This is a genomic window from Mesorhizobium sp. M7D.F.Ca.US.004.03.1.1 (genome assembly GCF_003998635.1).
Taxonomy (GTDB): domain Bacteria; phylum Pseudomonadota; class Alphaproteobacteria; order Rhizobiales; family Rhizobiaceae; genus Mesorhizobium; species Mesorhizobium loti.
Window position 1 is genome coordinate 1 of sequence record NZ_RZQG01001278.1, and the last position, 1293, is coordinate 1293.

Genomic DNA, 1293 nt, shown 5'->3' on the forward strand with positions numbered 1-1293 from the left:
GGGAAGTGGTGGCGACGGCACACGAATTGTCGCCGTCGTGAACGAACGGGAATTTTGAAAGACATGTCCGCATCCGCCGAAGCGACCGTTGTGATCACCCACGAGGTGGGCCTGCACGCGCGTCCTTCGGTGAAGTTCACCAAGCTGGCCAAGACTTTTGTGGCCGAGGTGGAAGTCGCGCTTGCCGCCAACGGGCCATGGTTCGACGCCAAGAGCATCGTCAAGGTGATGGCGGCCAAGGCGCCGAAGGGCACAGTGCTGCACATCAGGGCCAGCGGCGACGGCGCCAATGATGCCGTCGACGCGCTGGTCGAACTGGTGCGGCGCGATTTCGACGAAGGCGCGGACCATGTCCGAACCGCTTAGGTTGCAAGGCATTTCGGCCTCGGCCGGTTATGCCGAGGGGCCGCTGTTCGACCTCGACCGGATTGCCGCATCCTATGTCGGCAAAGAAACAGCCGACGACGAGAAGGCCGCGCTCGAAACCGCAATCGCCACCGCGACGGGCCGTCTCACCGTATTGATTGAGATGGCCGTGGGCGATGCCGCCGACATTCTCGAGTTCCAGATCGCCATGCTGGGGGATAATGCGCTGAGCAGCCCGGCCTTTGCCGCGATCCGCACCGGCCTGCCAGCCGACAAGGCGTGGCGGCAGGCGCTCGATGCCGAAATCGCCGGCTACGATGCTTCCGACCAGGATTACTTTCGCGCACGTGCCGCCGACATACGCGATATCAGGGATCAGGTGCTGCGGGCCCTGTCCGAGGATGGCGACTTCCAGGCACCGGCTGGCGCCATCCTCTATGGCGAGGACATCGCGCCGACGCGCTTCCTTGAAACCGACTGGAGCAGCGGCGGCGGTATCGCGCTGAAGGCGGGCAGTACGGCGAGCCACGTCGCCATGCTGGCGCGCTCGCGCGGCGTCCCCATGGTTGTGGGTCTTGGCGGCTCATCGGCCAATCTTGCCGGCACCGCCCTGCTCGACGCCGAACATGGCGGCATCGTGCTGTCGCCCTCCAAGGCCGAAATCGCTGCCTTTCGCCAATCCTCCTCATCATTCTTGGCGCGCCGCGATCGGGCTGGAGCGTTCCTGGCGCGGCCGGCGGTGACCAAGGCCGGCACGCCGGTGCGTGTGCAGGTCAACATCGCCGATCCGTCCGATGTCGACGGCATCGACATCGCGACCTGCGACGGTGTCGGGTTGATGCGCACCGAATTCCTGTTCGGCAAGACATTGCCCGACGAAGAGACGCAGTATCGCGCCTATCGCAAGGTGCTGGAGTGGGCCTGTCT

2 protein-coding genes are annotated in these 1293 nt (G+C 65.0%); both read left to right on the forward strand.

Going from position 1 to position 1293, the window contains the following annotated elements; all coding sequences use genetic code 11:
• Positions 1 to 63 precede the first annotated feature (63 nt).
• Positions 64 to 366 (forward strand): HPr family phosphocarrier protein, encoded by a 303-nt coding sequence (locus EN935_RS36300; protein WP_127263022.1) that lies wholly within the window; start codon positions 64 to 66, stop codon positions 364 to 366.
• A partial coding sequence (locus tag EN935_RS36305; protein ID WP_164771700.1) for a phosphoenolpyruvate-utilizing N-terminal domain-containing protein occupies positions 350 to 1293 on the forward strand: 944 nt, incomplete at its 3' end. The genes EN935_RS36300 and EN935_RS36305, both read left to right, overlap by 17 nt.

Coding starts and splice junctions, on each gene's coding strand:
- EN935_RS36300 (WP_127263022.1), top strand. CDS start 64: ATGTCCGCATCCGCCGAAGCGACCGTTGTGATCACCCACGAGGTGGGC.